The sequence below is a fragment of the Streptococcus parasalivarius genome (assembly GCF_054785155.1).
Window position 1 is genome coordinate 80,482 of the sequence record NZ_BAABOB010000009.1, and the last position, 18,689, is coordinate 99,170.

Here is an 18,689-nt window from a genome sequence, read left to right on the forward strand (position 1 = left end):
ATTGAAAAAGGCCCGAAGGCCCTTTCTTAACTTTGAAATTGATTGTACGACTTATTAAAGGCTTCAATAATATCTGAACTTGCCTTGTCAAAATCTACCTGTGATTTCAATTCACCTTTGACGATTGTACGCTGAGTTGCTTCGGCATCCGTACAAGTTACAAGGGTAACTTCAGACTTGCCAGGTGTATCATCAACTACTGCTACTTCAGTTGGTTGAACAACCTTCACCTCACTAATAACATAGGTATAGACTTTATTTTTATCCGTAAGATAAATCTTCATACCTTCCTTAGCCTTATCTAGCGGTGAAAATAGCATATCAGATGCACCGGCAATACCAAAGACGTGGTGGCTAGCTAGTGAATAGTTATTTTCACCACCCATGACTTGATCTTCTTTCATCGTTCCTGCACCGTAAGTCAACTCTGTATTGCCAAGTCCTTTGAAAATAGGGAGATTGATACCTACCTCTGGAATAGCAATACCACCAACGACAGGAAGCTCTTGAGCATCCATCTGTGCCTGCAAGACAGACTCTGTACTAATTGATTTAACGGTATCAAAGTCAAAGCTAGTCTTAGCTTCCTTGTTTTTCTCAATAGTCTTTTTAGAAACCTTGCTCACTTGATACTTATTTGTATTCCAAGCAATCACTGTGTTTCGAATAGACTTATTGAAAATCAAGGCTAGACCAACAACTAAGAGAACAACAATCAACACCCAGCGAAGAATATCAAGCCACTTACGGCGTTTTTTTGTTACGTTATTTTTCTTATCTTTGCTCATTAGTTGTCACCACTTTCTTGATCTTCGGAAGCTTGTTCAACTTCTTCTGGCTCAACTAAAGCAAAGGTTACAATACGAGCAGAGTCATCCAAACGCATGACCTTAACCCCTTGAGTGGCACGACCAGTTTGTGAAATATTAGCAACGGCAGTACGGATGATAACACCTGTATCGGTGATGACCATGATATCCTCATCGCCAGACACTGTTACAATACCTGCTAGGTTACCATTCTTCTCTGTGATATTGGCAGTCTTGATACCTTTACCACCACGACCCTTCGTTGGGTATTCAGTAGCTGAGGTACGCTTACCGTAACCCTTTTCAGTGATAATCAAGACTTCTTGGTCTTCTGTAATGGCAGCTGCACCAACAACTTGGTCACCATCACGAAGAGTTACCCCTTTAACACCGGCAGCCATACGACTCATGCTTCGAATAGTATCCTCTTTGAAACGTACACTGTAACCAAATTTAGTACCAATGACAATTTCTTCATTACCAGTAGTCAAGAAAACATTGATTAGCTCGTCACCTTCTCTAAGTTTCAAGGCAATCAACCCATTTTGACGAATGTTCTTAAATTCCGCTTCTTTTGTACGTTTAACTAAACCTTGGCGAGTTACAAAGACAAGGTGATTATTTTCAGAAGCTTCATCACTCTTGGCATTAATGACTGTTTGAATGGTCTCACCTTCGTCCAACTTCAAGAGATTGACGATAGGTAAACCTTTGGCTGTGCGACCGTATTCTGGGATTTCATACCCCTTAAGACGGTATACACGCCCCTTATTAGTCATGAAGTAAAGGTGATCATGAGTGCTTGTTGAGACAATATCACGAACAAAGTCATCATCGTTAACACCAGTACCTTGGACACCGCGACCACCACGTTTTTGAGAACGGAACTCGTCTTGGGCTAAACGTTTAATATACCCTTTATTTGAGAGAGTGATAACAACATCTTCTTCCTCGATGAGGTCCTCATCTTCAAGAGAAATAACTTCTCCGACCATAAGCTCTGTGCGGCGAGCATCTGCAAATTTACGCTTGCTTTCGTCCAATTCTTCCTTGATGATAGCAATGACACGTTCTGGTTTTGCCAAAATATCAGCTAAATCAGCAATCAGAGCCAAGAGATCATTGTACTCATTTTGAATCTTATCACGTTCCAAACCTGTCAAACGACGCAAACGCATATCAAGAATAGCTTGACTTTGACGTTCCGTGAGTTCGAAGCGAGCCATTAACTCAGCTTGAGCCTCAGCATCAGTTTGACTGTTACGGATAATCGTAATCACTTCATCCAAATGATCAAGAGCAATCAGCAAACCTTCTAAAATGTGGGCACGTGCTTCAGCCTTATCCTTGTCAAACTGTGTACGACGAACCACAACTTCTTGTTGGTGCGCAATATAGTCAGCCAAGATTTGACGCAAAGAAAGGATTTTAGGAACACCCTTTTCAATGGCCAACATGTTGAAGCTGAAGTTTGTCTGAAGTTGCGTTAATTTGAACAAATTGTTCAAGATAACATTAGCAGATGCATCACGACGCACTTCGATGACAAAACGTACCCCCTCGCGAGAAGACTCGTCACGGACTGCTGTAATCCCCTCAATACGTTTTTCTTGAGCTAAACGAACGATATGTTCATGGACCTTGGTCTTATTGACCATGTAAGGAAACTCAGTGACAACAATACGCTCACGACCTGATTTAGTTGTTTCAATTTCAGTACGCGAACGAAGAACAATAGAACCCTTACCAGTTTCATATGCACGGTGAATACCAGATTTCCCCATGACCAAGCCACCAGTTGGAAAGTCTGGACCAGGAAGAACTTCCATCAGTTCACGTGTTGTGACTTCAGGATTATCCATCATCAATTTGACAGCATCAATCGTTTCAGCCAAATTGTGTGGTGGGATGTTAGTCGCCATACCAACGGCAATCCCTGTCGCACCATTGACAAGAAGGTTTGGAATACGTGACGGAAGAACTATTGGCTCACGTTCTGATCCATCATAGTTATCTTGAAAATCAACGGTATTCTTATTGAGATCACGAAGCATTTCCAAGGCGATTTTAGACATACGCGCCTCAGTATAACGCTGAGCGGCAGCCCCATCACCATCCATAGAACCAAAGTTCCCGTGACCGTCAACCAACATGTAACGGTAGCTCCACCATTGCGCCATACGAACCATGGCTTCATAGATAGATGAGTCTCCGTGTGGGTGATATTTACCCATAACATCCCCGGTAATACGGGCAGATTTTTTATGTGGCTTATCAGGTGTCACCCCAAGCTCATTCATTCCATATAGAATACGACGTTGTACAGGTTTTAAACCGTCACGAACATCTGGGAGAGCACGAGACACGATAACACTCATGGCATAATCGATAAAGCTTGTCTTCATCTCAGACGTCAAATTAACGTCAATTAAATTATTATCTTGCACTCTAAAAATGCCTCTTTTCTTTCATTCAAATCATTCCAAACTCTAATAAAAGAGTATAGAAAATTTCTATAATATTATACCATAAAACGCTTTACTTTTCAGTTGTGTAAACGCTTTCATCTATTATTTCCTTATTATTTCGTGACATCCATCACTTAAAGTGGTAGAATAAGCAGTGTACGGGGTAACCCAATTAAAAAATAAGGAGATGTTTAGACCCATGACTGCAACTAAACAACACAAAAAAGTCATCCTCGTTGGTGACGGTGCCGTAGGTTCATCTTACGCTTTCGCACTTGTAAACCAAGGTATCGCTCAAGAACTTGGTATCATCGAAATTCCACAATTGTTCGAAAAAGCTGTTGGTGATGCGCTTGACCTTAGCCACGCGCTTGCTTTCACTTCACCTAAAAAAATCTACGCAGCTAAATACGAAGACTGTGCGGATGCTGACCTTGTAGTTATCACTGCTGGTGCTCCACAAAAACCAGGTGAAACTCGTCTTGATCTTGTTGGTAAAAACCTTGCTATCAACAAATCTATCGTTACTCAAGTTGTTGAATCAGGCTTCAATGGAATCTTCCTTGTAGCAGCTAACCCAGTTGACGTATTGACTTACTCAACATGGAAATTCTCAGGATTCCCTAAAGAACGCGTTATCGGTTCAGGTACTTCACTTGACTCAGCTCGTTTCCGTCAAGCACTTGCTGAAAAACTTGACGTTGATGCTCGTTCAGTTCACGCCTACATCATGGGTGAACACGGTGACTCAGAATTTGCCGTTTGGTCACACGCTAACATCGCCGGTGTAAACCTTGAAGAATTCCTTAAAGACACTCAAAACGTTCAAGAATCTGAATTGGTTGAATTGTTCGAAGGTGTTCGTGATGCCGCTTACACAATCATCAATAAAAAAGGTGCTACTTACTATGGTATCGCCGTTGCCCTTGCTCGTATCACTAAAGCTATTCTTGACGATGAAAATGCAGTACTTCCATTGTCTGTATTCCAAGAAGGTCAATATGGTGTAAGCAACGTCTTTATCGGTCAACCTGCTATCGTAGGTGCACACGGTATCGTACGTCCAGTAAACATCCCATTGAACGATGCGGAACAACAAAAAATGAAAGCTTCTGCTGACGAATTGCAAGCTATCATTGATGAAGCATGGAAAAACCCTGAATTCCAAGAAGCTTCAAAAAACTAATCTAACATTAGTTAAATAAAAGTCTCCAGTAGGAGGCTTTTTTCGTATTAAAAAAGAAAAAACAGCTAATTCGACTGAATTAGCTGTTTAAGATTATTTAGCTGAGATAGCTGCTTTAGCAATATAGCTAAGCGGTTGGTTAAAGTGTGGCAAGAAGAACAGATCAAGCAATTGAAGACGGTCAATAGTTACACCTTCTTGGATAGCCAATGAGAACATGTGGATTCCCATAGAGATGTCCATGCGTGATACCATTTGAGCACCAAGAACTTTGCGTGTATCTTTGTCATAGACGATCTTGATTGTAACGTCTTCATTTTCATCTTCCATAAAGGCAGCTTTTTGAAGATCTGTTGAAGATACTACTGCTGGATTGAAACCAAAGCGTTTTGCTTTTTCTTCTGTCAAACCAGTTGATACCATGTTCAAACCATATATTGAGATACCATTTGATCCTTGAACACCGTTTGATTCAACATCGCCACCACCGGCATTATGACCACCGACAATACCTGAACGAACAGCGTTTGAAGCCAAGGCAATGTAGTTCACATCATCAAGGGCATTGTCATAAACGGTAGCACAGTCACCAACTGCATAAACATCTTTGATTGATGTTTCTTGTTTCTTATTAACAAGGTAAGCGCCATTACGGAATGTTTCCAACTTACCAGCACCGAGAGCTGTGTTAGGACGGAAGCCAACAGCAAGAACAACCATATCGACATCGTAAGCATTTTTATCTGTAACGATGCGTTCTACCTTAGTTTCACCTTCTACTGCTTTAACAGTTTCACCAAATGCCAATTTGATACCGTGGCTTTCCATATTTTTAGCCATAAGGTCAGTCAAGTCATGGTCGTAATAACCTGCCAAACATGTATCAACAACGTCGATAAGGATAACTTCTTTTCCATGACGTTGGAAAGCTTCAGCCAATTCAACACCAATGTAACCAGCACCTACAACCGCTACACGTTTGATATCTTGGGATTTGTCGTTCAACTTATCAATAACTTCTTGAGCGTTTTGGAAAAGTTTAACGAATTGAAGGTTTTCAAGCGTAGCTTCGAAAGTACGGCTACCTTCTTTAATTTCGGCACCTTCGATTGGAGGCAAGATTGGTTGAGAACCTGTAGCCAAAATCAATTTGTCATATGATTCAACATGCTCTTTACCATCTACGAGGGCTGTAACAGTTTTACCATCAAAGTCAATAGACTCAACTGGTGAGTTCATATAAACTTTAGCGCCCTTGCTTTCAAGTCCTTCTTTGTTGGCATAGAAAAGACCATCAGAACCTGAGATTTGATTACCGATCCAAAGGGCCATACCACAACCCAAGAATGAAATGTTAGAGTTTTGGTCGAAAACAACTACTTCATTTTGGTCTCCGTAATTATCGAGAATAGTATTAATACTAAAAGTACCAGCGTGGTTAGCACCAACAACTACGATTTTTGACATAAGTTTGTCCAACTTTCTTTTGATAATAGTTTACTGTTTTATTCTACCATAATCAGAAAACGGTTACACCTTTTATGCTCAGACTTTGTTACTTTTTGAACAAATTAAATTTGTATGCTCAAGACCCAAATAGGTCACGACAAAATCTGTAGAAAAACACTTTATGATGATGACAACCTTCCTCTACACCATCTCCGTCTCATCAAGTCTTAGTAAGTCTACTCGTCTCTTTAACATAAAAAAAGAGTGAGCAAGTCTCTCTTTAGAGAATGCCAACACTCTTTTATCACTATACTAACTCATTAAAATCCCAAACATCTGTCCAACCTTCATAAAATTCGGGTTCGTGACATACCATGAGGACACTACCTTTAAAGGCCTGAAGGGCACGCTTCAATTCATCCTTGGCGTCAACATCCAAGTGGTTGGTCGGTTCGTCCAGAACAAGGACATTATTTTCACGATTCATAAGGAGACAGAAACGAACCTTAGCCTGTTCTCCACCTGAAAGCACCTGAATTTGACTTTCAATATGCTTAGAGGTTAATCCGCATTTGGCTAGAGCTGCACGAACCTCAGCTTGATTTAGAGCTGGGAAAGCGTCCCAAACCGCTTCAAGAGGCGTCTGACGTGAGCCTTCTGCTTCTTGTTCAAAATAACCTAGGTCAATAAAATCACCTGTTTCAACTTCTCCTTCGAGTGGTTGAATAATACCAAGCAGGCTCTTAAGCAAAGTGGTCTTACCGATACCATTGGCACCGACAATAGCTACCTTTTGATTACGTTCGAATGTAAGATTCAATGGAGCCTTGGTCAACGGACGGTCGTAACCAATAACGAGATCTTTGGTTTGGAAAATAAAGCGTCCAGGTGTACGGCTTTCCTTGAAATGGAATTCTGGTTTTGGCTTCTCTGCCTGCAACTCGATAATTTCCATCTTATCCAATTTCTTCTGACGCGACATGGCCATATTTCGAGTAGCAACACGCGCCTTGTTACGGTTAACAAAATCTTGAAGGTCTGCAATTTCCTTTTGCTGACGTTCATAGGCTGCTTCCAATTGAGCTTTCTTCATTGCATAGACAGATTGGAAATTGTCATAATCACCTGCATAGCGAACCAGATCTTGATTTTCAACATGGTAGACAATGTTAATCACATCGTTTAGGAACGGAATATCGTGCGAAATGAGGACAAAGGCATTTTCATATTCTTGAAGATAGCGTTTAAGCCAGGCAATATGTTCAGCATCCAAATAGTTGGTAGGCTCATCAAGAAGCAAGATATCTGGTTTTTCAAGCAATAACTTAGCCAAGAGAATCTTGGTACGTTGACCTCCTGAAAGGTCCGTTACATCTGTATCCATACCAAAATCCATGACACCTAGTGCACGGGCAACCTCATCAATCTTAGCATCTAGTGTATAGAAATCACGCGTTTCCAAGCGATCCTGAAGCTCACCTACTTCTTCCATCAGAGCATCAACGTCGGCTCCTTCGTCAGCCATAGACATGTAAATCTCGTTGATGCGTTCTTCAGTTTTAAAGAGCTCATCAAAAGCCGTACGAAGGACATCACGAACGGTCATCCCCTTTTCAAGAACAGCATGCTGATCCAAGTAACCCGCTGTAACGTACTTAGACCACTCTACCTTACCTTCATCTGGCTGCAATTTTCCAGTAACGATAGACATGAAGGTTGATTTCCCTTCACCGTTAGCACCGACAAGACCGATATGCTCACCTTTGAGCAAACGGAATGAGACATTTTCAAAAATAGCACGGTCACCAAATCCGTGACTAAGATTTTTGACTTCTAAAATAGACATAGCATATCTGGGCTAAAACAGTCTTCAGCCCTTTCCTTTCTTGACATTAACTCTACTATTTTACCATTTTTTAGTGAAAATTTGGACCTATGCTTCTGGAAAATTAAAAAGAAAAAGCAGGACCAACCTGCTAACTCTTTAGTTTCTCTGTAAAATACGTTCAAAGACAGGATATAGGAGAGGAACTGCAATAATAGTCACTACTGATGTTCCAAAGGTCCCTCCTATTTTAGTAAGTGCCAATACCATGGCAGCATTTACTGGTAGAGCCGCAACGATACTATTAATAATCGTATACTTAATAAAATTCAAAATAATTTTGGTTACTGCAGCTATAACTCCAATGATTATGATATTTACCATTTTGTCATTTGATTTTAGTAGCTTTTCAAAAACAAGATAGAGCACCAGACAGACAATCAAGGATTCTAAAATAGTAATCCAGACCTCGGCAGCATAACCATTGAAAATATCAAATAGCCCTAACCCTACTGTTGCGACTAGCGCACCTTTTCTGGCTCCAAAAATCAAAACAGCAATCACAACTAGGGCATTTCCCAAATGAACAAATTGAGGTCCAAAAGGAATACGAATAAACTGTACGCTCACAATAATTAAAGCTGCATACAAACTTAAGATAACTAATTCACGTGTTTTATCACTTTTCATTTTTCTCCTCCAATAGGGCATTAAAACCACTAAATAATAAACCAATATGAGTCTCATAGCATAGGCCGTATTTTAAAGGACGACCATCGGACAGTGTTGATGAAAGAACTCTATCCATGACATCCAAGGCCAAATCACAAACCTTTAGTAAATCTAGGTTATAAAAGTAACCAGCTGATAAGATTGCCGTTAGTAAATCTCCACTACCATAAAAATGAGATTGATAACTTTTCCTCATAAGATAAGCCGTTTCATTAGTCTCTTTATCAAAATAAGCCAAACCCATTTTTTCTGTCTCAAATGAGATACCTGTCACAATAACTTTCCGAGGGCCAAGCTTGGTCAAATCTCTCAAAAGCTTTTCAACAGTGACTTTATCATAGGAACCTGCTTCAAGATATGGAGTATCCGTCAACAAGGCAGCTTCTGTCAGATTAGGAATGATGACATCTGCTTGTTGACAGAAATCTTTCATGGCTTCTACATAGTGTCTATCAAAACCTTGATAGAGACGGCCATTGTCAGCCATAATAGGATCAACAAATAGAGGTATCTCTTTATCGCGAGCTAATTGACCTACAAGTTTTAGTTCTTCTTCTGACTTAAAATAACCACTCACAAGGCCATCTACTTTAAAATCCAAGTGCTCCCACTGCTTACAAAACCCTTTTAGGTCATCTGTAAGGTCCCGTACATAAATATTATTAAAGTCCCCTGTATGCGATGATAAAAGAACCGTTGGCAAGGGAAGGACTTCAGTTTGACAGGCTGACATGATAGGGAGGCTACTAGTCAAAGCAACCTTACCTAGACCAACGAGGTCATTGGCAACAATTACTTTGGTCATCTATTTCCCTTCCCATGTCTTTTTAAACTGTTTAACAAAGCTTGTGTGGAAATAAATGTAATAGGCCACTCCTAAACCAAGAATAGCAGCTACAAGGTCAAATGGAATCTTCATAATAGCATAAGCTGGCGTACCATAGATAAAGGCTCTTCCTAAGCCATAACCTACTAGATCAATAATAGCCCCAAGCAAGAGACCTAAAGATGCCCTAGATTTGCTCAATTCTCCTAAACGCCCTCCAACAATGAGTGCAATAGCAAGAACTTGAAGGCTGTGTGTTACTAGAGTTACCCACATAGGAAGAGGGTAAAAAAGAAAATCTCCAATAAAGGAACCTACTCCCGCAATAATAACTGCTTCTGTAGGTGGGAAAATTAAACCAACTAGGAAAATAACAATCCCGTTAAAATAGAAATGACCTCCTGGCACAGGGATAGATAAGAGACTCGAACTCAAAATAATGACAAGTGCCATGAAAAATGCAGAAATGGTTAAACGTTTTGCTGACATACCTAAAACTCCTTAGTCAATAAATATAGTATAAGTTTATGAAAATTCTGACGATTAAACAAGTGGCTATTCCTCTATCTGACCGGGTACAGATTTAAAACTATAAAAAATCACCACACATCCATGTGGCGATAATCTTTATTGAGCTTTTTTATCAAAGTATTTGACAGGTGCTTTTTCAAGATTCTTCAATGAAATATTAGCAGTCGCATTTGCTTCTGTACCATAATCTGAGAATTCAATGATCAAGTCATGATCAAAATCAGACACAGCATAGTCAACAACAATTTCCTTAACTTCCTTAGGTGCAATCTCTGTCTTATTAGCAATCTTGTCTCTGTCATCATCTTTAGAGAAGACCATTGTCGCAACTTTCAATTCTTCATTCTCTTGTTTCACATCAAGGACTACCTTCATCAAAAGAGTATAGGCATTCATGGTTTCTTTACTTGAGTTGCTAAGTTTATAGTGAACGCGTACAGCTTTTTGACCTTCTGGTGATTCGATTTTAGTTGCAGAAAGAACTTGTACACTAGCATCTTGTCCTGTAAATAGCATTTTGTTTTTATCGTAGGTCCAAGTAGGCTCTTTCTCGGGTGTACAAGCTGACAAACCGAGAATGGTCAAGCATGCAAGAGCGAGAAGTCCTAAGATTTTCTTAAAAGTCATTCTTATAATCTCCTTAAACTTGTTTGGAAGGGGAATTTAGTTTTACCTTACAACCTTCTTATTATGTCAAAATCTAATAATCTTGTCAAATTTCTCTGGGCCTATTGCTCTGAGAAGGGAAGTAAGGTAAAATAAGGAAAAATCTGTAAGGGGTCAGTTATGAGTATTTATCAAGATATTATCGAGACCATTATCAAAGATATCCAAAATGGTACTTTAAAAAAAGGGAGTAAGCTCCCCTCTATTCGTCAACTTAGCCAGACTTATGCCTGTAGTAAGGATACAGCCCAAAGAGCACTCTTGGAACTCAAGTATCAAAACTATATTTACGCCGTACCCAAAAGTGGCTATTATGTTCTCGAAGGACGCAATGAAGTCGATAATAAGGTCCTTCTTAACCTTAATGATTACAATCAATTGGCCTACGAGGATTTTAAACTTTGTTTGGATGAAAGTTTGGCGGGTCATCAGGACTACCTCTTCAACTATTATCATGAACAAGCTGGACTCAAAGATTTGCTTGAAGCCTTAAAGAGTCGATTAATTGCTGACGATATTTATGTCAATTCGGACCAGATTGTCATAACCTCAGGAAGTCAACAGGCCCTCTATATCCTTTCACAGATGGATTTTGGTAATGGTGGCCACAAAATTCTTTTAGAACAACCTACCTATCATCGCATGAACCAGCTTGTCAACCGTCAAAATCTAGCTTACGAGACAATTAACCGTGGTTTTGATGGTTTGGATTTTGACCGCTTGGAAGAGTACTTTAAATCTGGACAGATTAAGTTCTTCTATACTATTAGTCGTTACTCCAATCCTCTCGGATTAAGCTATAATGCTAGCGAAAAAGAAAAGCTAGCCCAACTTGCCAATCAGTATAATGTTTATATCGTCGAGGATGACTATATGGGAGACTTTAGTGATAGTAAAAATCTCCCTATTCACTACTATGATACTCAAAATCAGACCATCTATATCAAATCCTTCTCCATGACCCTTTTTCCAGGTTTGCGCCTAGGTAGCCTTGTTTTACCTCCTAATCTTAAGTCTACCTTTTTGAGCCACAAGGGACTTATTGACTATGATACCAATCTCATCATGCAAAAAGCACTTTCCGTTTATCTCGAAAATGGCATGTTCCAAAAAAATATTAAGAAACTTGGTGACCTCTTTCAACAAAACATGGCTAAAAGTCAAGCAATCATTGACAAATCTAAGGTTAGCATTCCTTATCAGATTTCCCCTAGACATGTGACCTGTCAACTTCCTAAGGAGTTTTCACTTGAAAAATTCAAAGTCCACAAACAGATTCGCTTTTTAGAATCATCCTTTATTAGACCAACTTCTGAAACTTATCTGCAGATAGGTCATGGGCAGGAACTGGAATCCTTTATAAAAATTTTAAAAAAGACAAAGTGACAATTAGACACAACAAAAGCCATCAAACGATGGCTTTTGTTTATTTAGTCTGTTCAAAGCGAAGGTGTACAATTACTTTGTCACCATAACCGTTACGCTCCAAATCTCGTTGCAAACGGTATGAAATATAATGCTCAGCAATATTGATAAAGCCTGCTTCCATGAGACGATTTTCAACCAATGACTGAATCATATTAATGGTTGGGCGTTCTACCTGAGCATCTTGAAGATCAAGCACTACTTTTTTCGTAACTTGAGCAAGGTTTTGGCGCCAAGTATCATCGAGAACATACACAGTCTGTGCTGCTTTTAAGATGGCTTGGTAAATTTTATCAGGATCAAATTCAGCAACTTGACCATTACGTTTAATAATTTGCATGGCTACCCTCTTTTCATGGCTTTTTCTTTTATTATGCAGAGAATTTACATATTTGTCAAGTGCAAATCCCTGAAAGAGCTATCCAGACTGCTTATTCCCAGAATTTAGAAATGTAAACTGGTTTGCCATGTTTATCAAAGGAAAGCGTTGCAGTATAGGAATCTGACTCATGGTGCCGCATATAATTAGCGATTCTTTTATCGCCGTTTATCAGGTGAATGTCATAAGTCTGCCCGTCAGAACTTTCAAAGTGAGCATTAATCCTAGCACTACTCGTTTTAGACCCAACATGACTAATATCTATTTGTTCAACTTTGCCATCAATGGTTTTAGCTATAGGTCCTCCATAATCCTTGTAAATAGTGACGGTAGCTAAAACATCCTCAACCAAAACATAGGTCATTCCGAAAATAAACAGATAAACTATTGGGATGACAATGAAAGATAATTTACTTTGACAAAACTTTTCCTTCTGCCAAGCCCAGATATCTTGAGGTGACATGATTAAAAACTTCTTAACATACTGATGAACGAGTAACCTATAGACTAACACTAAAAATGTTAATTGTCCCAAGGGATAAGCAAAACTGGGTAGCCCATCAATCAGTACATTGACTTTATCAGATTCAAAAGTATAGTGTCCCCATACCCCGTCAAAGAACTCTAAAAACAAATTATCTCCTTTATGTAATATCGTCTAGTCACTTAAAAATCCATCTTCTCAGATGGATTTTTAAACTATTAACGTACTTCTGCTTCGACCTTTTCAGTGAGAGCTTTAGTAATTTTTTCCATGTATTTAGCAACTTCTTCATCTGTGAGGTTGTCATTTGGATTTTGGAAGGTAAGGCTATAAGCCATTGATTTCATACCTGCACCAAGTTTTTCACCTGCGTAAACGTCAAAGAGTTTAACGGCAACCAAGCGTTTGACTCCTGCAGAGTAGATAGCATCCAGAACTTCTTGATGAGTTATTTCTGCCTTGAGAAGAAGGGCGATATCACGTGATACTGCAGGGAATTTTGTGATTTCAACAAATGGTTGATCTGGTTGCAAGGCAGCTTCTACAGCACTAAGGTTAATTTCAGCTACATAAGTCTCAGGAATGCCATAGTTTTTGGCAGTTTGTGGGTGAACTTGACCAAGGAATCCAATAGTTTGGCCGTCAAGCACAATAGCAGCTGTACGACCTGGGTGCATGCTTGCTAGGTCTTTTGTTGGTACATAGTCAACTGAAACTTCAAGTTTATCAAAGAGTGCTTCAACAATACCTTTGGCATAGAAGAAATCAACTGGCGTTGCTTTGGTTTGGAAATCTTTTTCAGCTACAAGACCAGAAATAGCGAAGGCAAAGGTATTGATTTCATTTGGCAATTCCTCTTTTGGATTACCCTTTTGTTCAAAGACCTTACCGATTTCGTAAATGGCAACGTTACTATTCTTACGGTTAACATTGTAAGCAACAGTATCAAGCATGCCAGAAACCATATTCTGACGAAGAGCTGAACGGTCAACAGTCATTGGCCACATCAACTCAGTCAAATTACTTGGTGTCGCAGCAAATTCAACGGCTTTTTCAGGTGTTGTCAAAGCATATGAGATGATTTCAGTCAATCCAGCACCTTCAGCAATGCTACGAACCTTACGGCGAAGTGCTTGTGTTTCAGTCAATTCACCGGCCGTTCCTGCTGCTTCTGGAAGTGTCGTAGGCAATTTTTCATAGCCGTAGATACGTGCAATTTCCTCAACCAGGTCTGCTTGGATACTGATATCCCAACGACGACGTGGTACAGATACTGTGAATTTATCGGCATCACCTGTCAATCCAAAACCAAGTTTCGCAAAGACATCTTCAATATCTGCAAAAGTCAATTCTGTACCAAGGCGAACATTCACATAGTCAAGACTTGTAGAAACTTGAACTGGCTCTGTATCAACTGACCCCGCTTGAACACGGCCTGCAAGCACCGTTCCATTTGCCAATTCTTGCAACATTGCTGCAGCAAAATCAAGCGCTTCAAGGACAGTATCGTTATTGATACCTTTTTCAAAACGTGATGATGATTCTGAACGAAGGTTGAGACGACCACTTGTCTTACGAATTGATTTACCATCAAATACAGCAGCTTCGAGAACAACATTTTTAGAATTGTTGTCAATTTCAGTTGAAGCGCCACCCATAACACCTGCTAGGGCTACTGGTTTGTCAGCAACTGTAATAACAATATCTTCAGTAGTCAATTCACGTTCTTCACCATCGAGAGTCACCAATTTTTCACCCTCACGGGCATCACGGGCAACGATTCGTGAATCTTCAAATTTGTCCAAATCAAAGGCGTGCATTGGTTGTCCAAAGTAAAGAAGAACATAGTTTGTCACATCTACCACATTGTTGATTGGACGGATACCAGCATTCATAAGAAGGTTTTGTAACCATTGTGGACTTGGTTGAACAGTAACATTCTCAACCACACGGCTAGCATAAGTAGCCACTTTATCGCTTTCGATAGCTACTGAAATCTTATCAGAAGCTGGCTTGCTGTCTTCTGTGACTGTTTTTTCTGGGAAGTGAACAGATTTACCATAGATTGCAGCGACTTCATGGGCCACACCACGCATAGAAAGAGCATCCGCACGGTTAGGTGTGATTGACAATTCGATGATTTCATCATCAAGGTCAAGATATGGGAAAATGCTATCTCCAGGTACAGCATCTTCAGGCAAAATTTGGATTCCATCTGCAAATTCCTTAGGAATAATGCTATCTGGAAGTCCAAGTTCTGCCAAAGAACAGATCATACCGAGAGATTCCATGCCTCGAATCTTCCCTTTTTTAATTTTGTAATTGTCCGCAATGCGTGCACCAGGAATGGCAACAATGACCTTGATTCCAGCAGTGACATTTGGAGCTCCACAAACAATTTGACGTGGACCTTCAGCATCTCCTGTATCTACTTGACACAAGTGCAAGTGTGTTTCAGGCACATCTTCACATGACAAGACATGACCAACAACCAATTTAGACAAGCCTTCAGCAGGTGTTTCAACACCTTCCACTTCAATACCTGTCGTCGACATTTTTTCAGCGAGTTCAGCAGTGGTAACATCCACATCAACCAACTCTTTTAACCATTTATAACTAACTAGCATAATTATGATACCAAGCCCGTTAATAGCTCTCAGCAAAAATAGGAAAGGCAACGTTGGTGCATCAGCACCTAGGAGCCTTTATCTTTTTTGCCCAGAGCTTAGGGCGGGTTCAAATCCTTTCTATATAATTAGGAAGAAAACATTTAGATTCAAAAACAACTAATCTCGAACTTTGAGGTCGTATTCAAATCCTTTCTGTAAAATTATCAGTTCAACTGATAAATGAGAGAAGAATTTAAACCTCTACTTAGGTCGGGTTCAAATCCTTTCTGTAATTTAGGAATATGTATAGCTGATATAAGAGGAAGACGAACTGACACGTTTAATCGCCTTATAAACTCCCCTCTATCAACTTAATAATCGGTTTATAGTTTTAATTTAAGCAACCAGTCACAGTCTACTTTACCGTCACCAACTGGAAAATCGTGTTCTGCAAATTTTTCAAAGCCATATTTATCGTAAAATATCTGTGCTTTGAAATTTCTTTCCCAAACACCCAACCAGGCCCAATCACAACCCAGATTACGGGCTTCCTGCAATGCAAATTCAAAGAGTTGCTTACCCAAACCCATGCCTTGGAAGGCCTGACTGATATAAATTCGTTGAATTTCAAAGGCATTGTCCAAATGCTGCTCTGTTTGAGCAGAACCAACATTGGTCTTTAGAAAACCTGCCTTTTCACCATCAACGAGAATGAAAAAGTATCGCGATTCTTCATGGGTGATTTCATCTAAGAGAACTTCTTCAGAAAGTGCGGCGTCGAAGTAACCTTGCAACTGGGACTCTGTATTATCATGAGCAAATGTCTCCCTAAAAGTATCTTCCGAGATAACTTTTAATTCTTCAACCTCTTCGGGAAGAACCTTTCGAATAACAACCGTCATGACAACCTCCTAAACCTTATTTAAACTGTTCTGAGAATCGAACGTCTCCTTGGTAGAAACCACGAATATCATTTATTCCATAACGGAGCATGGCAATACGTTCTTGACCAAGACCAAAGGCGAAACCTGAATATTCTTCAGAATCAACACCTGACATCTCAAGCACTTGTGGGTGAACCATACCAGCACCAAGGATCTCAATCCAACCTGTCTTCTTACATACGTTACATCCTTTACCACCACACTTGAAGCATGACACGTCAACCTCAACTGAAGGCTCAGTGAATGGGAAGTAAGAAGGACGCAAACGGATTTGACGTTCTGCACCAAACATTTTTTGGATAATCATCTCAAGCGTTCCCTTAAGATCACCCATTGAGATGTTTTTACCAACGACCAAACCTTCGATTTGGTGGAACTGGTGACTGTGAGTAGCATCATCTGTATCACGACGGAAAACACGTCCTGGTGAGATCATCTTAAGTGGACCTTTAGAAAAATCGTGTTTATCAAGCGTACGAGCTTGAACAGGACTTGTGTGAGTACGCAGCAAAATTTCTTCCGTAATATAGAAAGTATCTTGCATGTCACGCGCTGGGTGGTCCTTAGGCAAGTTCATACGTTCAAAGTTATAGTAGTCAGTCTCAACTTCAAAACCATCAACGATTTGGAAGCCCATCCCCAAGAAAATGTCTTCGATTTCTTCAGCTGTTTGGCTAAGAATATGACGGTTACCGAGTTTAACTTGGCGTCCTGGAAGGGTTACGTCAAGACTTTCAGAGTCAAGTTGAGCTTGAATTTTAGCGGCTTCAACAACTTTAGCGGCTTCGTCAAAAGCTTCAGTCAAAACGTCACGAACTTCGTTGACCATTTTACCAACTTTAGGGCGTTCTTCATTAGGAAGGTCTTTAAGCCCCTTCAAAAGATCTGTCAAAGAGCCTTTTTTACCCAAAACTGCAACACGCAATTCTTGTAATTCTTTAGAGTGTTCACCACGCATTTCAGCCAATTTAGCCTGCGTTGATGTTTTCAACTCTTGCAATTGTGTTTGTAAATCCATGAGATTCCTTTCTGATGTAACAATTTCGAATCGCAAACAAAAAACCACATGCCAAAACTCCAACCCGGAGCGTTGACACGCGGTACCATCCGTTTTTTATCTGGTTACCCAGACCTTGATTCGTCAGTCGTTTTCATGAGTGAATTCGCCGAACTTCCCTTGAGGAGGCTTCCAGTCCACGGCCTCCAATCCCTGTCAATTTCCATAAGGTTACTAGTCTCTACGACTTCTATTCAATTACTATCAATTTTACCAAAAAAACAAAAAGCTTTCAAGAGCTGACAAAGAATCCTTTAGTTAATGCCAAAATGGAAAAAATGTCTAAGATAATTGACACACCTATATAAATTTGCTACAATTATGTCAGATAAAGTTGACATAATTAATAAATTGCGACTTACAGCAACACATTAGCTTGTCTTTCAGAAGGAGGCCCATTATGAATCATGTCAGGGAATTTAGAAAGAATTTAGGGCTTTCGCAATTAGAACTTGCAAAGTCTATTGGTGTTTCCCGACAGACCATTAATATGATCGAAAATAACAAATATAACCCAACACTAGAACTCTGTCTTAATCTAGCTAAAGCTCTAGATACGGATCTTAACAGTCTCTTTTGGGATGAAAATCCGAATAGAGATATAAGATAGAAAGAGGTAAATCATGATTAAAGAAACTTTCACTGACAAACTAATTAAACGTTTTTATGGTATCACAGGTCCTTTAGATGAACAAAAGCGCCAACAGGTTGATCGAATGGGTAACATAGCTTTCGTAGTTCTTTTCTTTACCTTACTTTGTGGTAATTGTATTGCCTTTCTTATAGGCTTTAAGTATCCCGAACTTGTAGCTCGTATTTATCCTATCCTCCTCTTGATTATCATTCTGTTAGTTAGCAGCATCCTTACTTATAAGTTAAAGATAAGTGCTGTTAATGCTTTTGACGAGGAAGAACTGACTGAGAAAGAGAAAAAACAACTTAAGCACGTGGGGCTTAAGTCAGGTTTATACTTTGGGATTAGCATGTTCTTAGGCATGCCCCTAGTTCACTTCTTAGTTGACAATAAAGACTATTTGACAGAATTATTCTCAATCCATAATATGCTATCAGGCATTTTTGAAGCTATCCTTTTTGGGGCTATCATGCAGGGCTTGGTCAATGCTGGTATCAAACAAGCCAAATCTCAAGCTGAGAAAGGTGACCAATAAACTAAAACATACTAAGATTAGTAGTGAGGAAATCTCCGACGGGAGAAAGTACTCACTACTTTTTTCGTTATGTTAAAGTAGTGGTGTCTTGTTAAGTCGATAAGTCCTTTGGCGCTAGACGTCGTAACTA

At 39.7% G+C, this 18,689-nt stretch carries 17 protein-coding genes; 4 read left to right on the forward strand and 13 right to left on the reverse strand.

What is annotated here, in order from left to right; translation table 11 throughout:
* Positions 1 to 26: 26 nt before the first annotated feature.
* A complete protein-coding gene (locus ACYVQ1_RS09135; RefSeq protein WP_037600766.1) occupies positions 27 to 788 on the reverse strand; it encodes a class A sortase in 762 nt (253 codons plus the stop codon).
* Positions 788 to 3,256 carry a DNA gyrase subunit A gene (gyrA, locus tag ACYVQ1_RS09140; RefSeq protein WP_037611411.1) on the reverse strand — a complete coding sequence of 823 codons (2,469 nt, stop codon included), beginning with the start codon at positions 3,254 to 3,256 and terminating at the stop codon, positions 788 to 790. The genes ACYVQ1_RS09135 and gyrA overlap by 1 nt, the downstream gene beginning before the upstream one ends.
* Positions 3,257 to 3,476: 220 nt before the next feature.
* Between gyrA and ACYVQ1_RS09145 the strand changes: the two genes are divergently transcribed.
* Positions 3,477 to 4,463, forward strand: coding sequence for an L-lactate dehydrogenase (locus ACYVQ1_RS09145; RefSeq protein ID WP_461250484.1), 987 nt, complete (start codon positions 3,477 to 3,479; stop codon positions 4,461 to 4,463).
* A gap of 93 nt (positions 4,464 to 4,556) precedes the next feature.
* On the opposite strand, the gene nox is transcribed toward ACYVQ1_RS09145, so the two are convergent.
* From nox to ACYVQ1_RS09175, 6 genes are all read right to left on the reverse strand, one after another.
* Positions 4,557 to 5,930 carry a H2O-forming NADH oxidase gene (nox, locus tag ACYVQ1_RS09150; protein WP_037600755.1) on the reverse strand — a complete coding sequence of 458 codons (1,374 nt, stop codon included), beginning with the start codon at positions 5,928 to 5,930 and terminating at the stop codon, positions 4,557 to 4,559.
* Between the two features lie 289 nt (positions 5,931 to 6,219).
* The gene (locus tag ACYVQ1_RS09155; protein WP_003096870.1) at positions 6,220 to 7,758 is read right to left on the reverse strand and encodes an ABC-F family ATP-binding cassette domain-containing protein; all 1,539 of its coding nucleotides are present in this window, start codon (positions 7,756 to 7,758) and stop codon (positions 6,220 to 6,222) included.
* Positions 7,759 to 7,896: 138 nt separating this feature from the next.
* A complete protein-coding gene (locus ACYVQ1_RS09160; RefSeq protein WP_461250485.1) occupies positions 7,897 to 8,427 on the reverse strand; it encodes an ECF transporter S component in 531 nt (176 codons plus the stop codon).
* Positions 8,417 to 9,274, reverse strand: a complete 858-nt coding sequence (locus tag ACYVQ1_RS09165) for a pyridoxamine kinase (protein ID WP_461250486.1) — start codon at positions 9,272 to 9,274, stop codon at positions 8,417 to 8,419. The genes ACYVQ1_RS09160 and ACYVQ1_RS09165 overlap by 11 nt, the downstream gene beginning before the upstream one ends.
* Positions 9,275 to 9,784 carry an ECF transporter S component gene (locus tag ACYVQ1_RS09170; protein ID WP_048675476.1) on the reverse strand — a complete coding sequence of 170 codons (510 nt, stop codon included), beginning with the start codon at positions 9,782 to 9,784 and terminating at the stop codon, positions 9,275 to 9,277.
* A gap of 138 nt (positions 9,785 to 9,922) precedes the next feature.
* Complete coding sequence (locus ACYVQ1_RS09175) at positions 9,923 to 10,453, reverse strand: DUF5067 domain-containing protein (protein WP_461250487.1); 531 nt, start codon at positions 10,451 to 10,453, stop codon at positions 9,923 to 9,925.
* 159 nt (positions 10,454 to 10,612) lie between these two features.
* Between ACYVQ1_RS09175 and ACYVQ1_RS09180 the strand changes: the two genes are divergently transcribed.
* On the forward strand, positions 10,613 to 11,878 hold the full coding sequence (locus tag ACYVQ1_RS09180; RefSeq protein WP_461250488.1) for an aminotransferase-like domain-containing protein: 1,266 nt from the start codon (positions 10,613 to 10,615) through the stop codon (positions 11,876 to 11,878).
* Between the two features lie 40 nt (positions 11,879 to 11,918).
* Here the strand turns inward: ACYVQ1_RS09180 and ACYVQ1_RS09185 are convergent, their stop codons facing one another.
* The 5 genes from ACYVQ1_RS09185 to pheS form a co-directional block, all read right to left on the reverse strand.
* Positions 11,919 to 12,257: an ATP cone domain-containing protein gene (locus tag ACYVQ1_RS09185; RefSeq protein ID WP_002891184.1), complete on the reverse strand. Its 339-nt coding sequence runs from the start codon at positions 12,255 to 12,257 to the stop codon at positions 11,919 to 11,921.
* Between the two features lie 91 nt (positions 12,258 to 12,348).
* On the reverse strand, positions 12,349 to 12,930 hold the full coding sequence (locus tag ACYVQ1_RS09190; RefSeq protein WP_070577319.1) for a hypothetical protein: 582 nt from the start codon (positions 12,928 to 12,930) through the stop codon (positions 12,349 to 12,351).
* Positions 12,931 to 12,998: 68 nt separating this feature from the next.
* Positions 12,999 to 15,407 carry a phenylalanine--tRNA ligase subunit beta gene (gene pheT / locus ACYVQ1_RS09195; protein ID WP_461250489.1) on the reverse strand — a complete coding sequence of 803 codons (2,409 nt, stop codon included), beginning with the start codon at positions 15,405 to 15,407 and terminating at the stop codon, positions 12,999 to 13,001.
* 365 nt (positions 15,408 to 15,772) lie between these two features.
* Positions 15,773 to 16,291 carry a GNAT family N-acetyltransferase gene (locus tag ACYVQ1_RS09200; protein ID WP_461250490.1) on the reverse strand — a complete coding sequence of 173 codons (519 nt, stop codon included), beginning with the start codon at positions 16,289 to 16,291 and terminating at the stop codon, positions 15,773 to 15,775.
* A gap of 16 nt (positions 16,292 to 16,307) precedes the next feature.
* Entirely contained in the window at positions 16,308 to 17,351 is a 1,044-nt protein-coding gene (gene pheS, locus ACYVQ1_RS09205; RefSeq protein ID WP_004182138.1) for a phenylalanine--tRNA ligase subunit alpha, read from the reverse strand.
* 439 nt (positions 17,352 to 17,790) lie between these two features.
* Between pheS and ACYVQ1_RS09210 the strand changes: the two genes are divergently transcribed.
* On the forward strand, positions 17,791 to 18,000 hold the full coding sequence (locus tag ACYVQ1_RS09210; protein WP_004182144.1) for a helix-turn-helix transcriptional regulator: 210 nt from the start codon (positions 17,791 to 17,793) through the stop codon (positions 17,998 to 18,000).
* Positions 18,001 to 18,013: 13 nt separating this feature from the next.
* Entirely contained in the window at positions 18,014 to 18,559 is a 546-nt protein-coding gene (locus ACYVQ1_RS09215) for a DUF3278 domain-containing protein (RefSeq protein ID WP_013990427.1), read from the forward strand.
* The last annotated feature ends 130 nt before the right edge of the window (positions 18,560 to 18,689 follow it).

Excerpts from the sequence above, each read along its gene's own strand:
- ACYVQ1_RS09135 (WP_037600766.1), bottom strand. The coding sequence starts at position 788 with ATGAGCAAAGATAAGAAAAATAACGTAACAAAAAAACGCCGTAAGTGG.
- ACYVQ1_RS09145 (WP_461250484.1), top strand. The coding sequence starts at position 3,477 with ATGACTGCAACTAAACAACACAAAAAAGTCATCCTCGTTGGTGACGGT.
- nox (WP_037600755.1), bottom strand. The coding sequence starts at position 5,930 with ATGTCAAAAATCGTAGTTGTTGGTGCTAACCACGCTGGTACTTTTAGT.
- ACYVQ1_RS09155 (WP_003096870.1), bottom strand. The coding sequence starts at position 7,758 with ATGTCTATTTTAGAAGTCAAAAATCTTAGTCACGGATTTGGTGACCGT.
- ACYVQ1_RS09160 (WP_461250485.1), bottom strand. The coding sequence starts at position 8,427 with ATGAAAAGTGATAAAACACGTGAATTAGTTATCTTAAGTTTGTATGCA.
- ACYVQ1_RS09165 (WP_461250486.1), bottom strand. The coding sequence starts at position 9,274 with ATGACCAAAGTAATTGTTGCCAATGACCTCGTTGGTCTAGGTAAGGTT.
- ACYVQ1_RS09170 (WP_048675476.1), bottom strand. The coding sequence starts at position 9,784 with ATGTCAGCAAAACGTTTAACCATTTCTGCATTTTTCATGGCACTTGTC.
- ACYVQ1_RS09175 (WP_461250487.1), bottom strand. The coding sequence starts at position 10,453 with ATGACTTTTAAGAAAATCTTAGGACTTCTCGCTCTTGCATGCTTGACC.
- ACYVQ1_RS09180 (WP_461250488.1), top strand. The coding sequence starts at position 10,613 with ATGAGTATTTATCAAGATATTATCGAGACCATTATCAAAGATATCCAA.
- ACYVQ1_RS09185 (WP_002891184.1), bottom strand. The coding sequence starts at position 12,257 with ATGCAAATTATTAAACGTAATGGTCAAGTTGCTGAATTTGATCCTGAT.
- pheT (WP_461250489.1), bottom strand. The coding sequence starts at position 15,407 with ATGCTAGTTAGTTATAAATGGTTAAAAGAGTTGGTTGATGTGGATGTT.
- ACYVQ1_RS09200 (WP_461250490.1), bottom strand. The coding sequence starts at position 16,291 with ATGACGGTTGTTATTCGAAAGGTTCTTCCCGAAGAGGTTGAAGAATTA.
- pheS (WP_004182138.1), bottom strand. The coding sequence starts at position 17,351 with ATGGATTTACAAACACAATTGCAAGAGTTGAAAACATCAACGCAGGCT.
- ACYVQ1_RS09210 (WP_004182144.1), top strand. The coding sequence starts at position 17,791 with ATGAATCATGTCAGGGAATTTAGAAAGAATTTAGGGCTTTCGCAATTA.
- ACYVQ1_RS09215 (WP_013990427.1), top strand. The coding sequence starts at position 18,014 with ATGATTAAAGAAACTTTCACTGACAAACTAATTAAACGTTTTTATGGT.